The organism is Curtobacterium sp. MMLR14_002, from assembly GCF_001864975.1.
Taxonomy (GTDB): domain Bacteria; phylum Actinomycetota; class Actinomycetes; order Actinomycetales; family Microbacteriaceae; genus Curtobacterium; species Curtobacterium flaccumfaciens.
The window spans coordinates 1-834 of record NZ_MJGT01000092.1 but is presented as its reverse complement, the minus strand read 5'-3'; the positions used below and the strand labels follow the sequence as shown (position 1 = coordinate 834).

The window sequence follows — 834 nt, the reverse complement described above, 5'->3', positions numbered from 1 at the left end:
GCCGACGCCGATCGGGTGCAGGAACTCCTCGGACTTCGAGCCGCCCATCGCGCCGGCGTCGGCCTTGACGATGACGTAGTCGAGGCCGAGTCGGGCGAAGATCTTCTCGTACGCGTCGCGCATGACCTGGTAGCTGCGCTCGAGGCCCTCGTCGGTGAGGTCGAACGAGTACGCGTCCTTCATGGTGAACTCGCGGCCGCGCAGGAGCCCGGCGCGAGGCCGGGCTTCGTCGCGGTACTTGTCCTGGATCTGGAACAGCGTGACCGGCAGGTCCTTGTAGGACGAGTACAGGTCCTTCACCAGGAGCGCGAACATCTCCTCGTGCGTGGGGGCGAGCAGGTAGTCGGACCCCTTGCGGTCCTGCAGGCGGAACATGCCGTCGCCGTACTCGGTCCAGCGGTTCGTCGCCTCGTACGGCTCACGGGGCAGGAGCGCGGGCAGCAGGACCTCCTGCGCACCGGCTGCGACCATCTCGTCGCGGATGATCGCCTCGATCTTGGCGCGCACCCGGAGGCCGAGCGGCAGCCAGGCGAAGATCCCCGGGGACTGGCGACGGACGTACCCGGCGCGGACGAGCAGCTTGTGGCTCGTCACCTCGGCGTCGGAGGGGTCGTCGCGGAGCGTACGGAGGAACAGATGCGAAAGCCGTGTGACCACGGGGCAAGCCTAGTGGCGGCGGGCCGACGGCGCGGGTTCGCTGCGGTGTCCCCGCCGCTGGGCGCGAGCGGCGCGGTTCGGCACGGTGCGAGGTTCGCTGGCCGGTGCGGCACCAGCCGCTCCGTGCGCGCCTGCAGGCCCGCACCGGGCGATCAACCCGGCGGCCGCTCGCGAAGT

1 protein-coding gene is annotated in these 834 nt (G+C 70.6%); it reads right to left on the bottom strand.

Translation table 11 applies throughout. The features are described 5' to 3' along the window. Nucleotides 1-657 (bottom strand): aminoacyl--tRNA ligase-related protein (locus BIU91_RS15110; protein WP_366556901.1); only part of this gene is annotated, 657 nt, incomplete at its 3' end. Between the last annotated feature and the right edge of the window lie 177 nt (nt 658-834).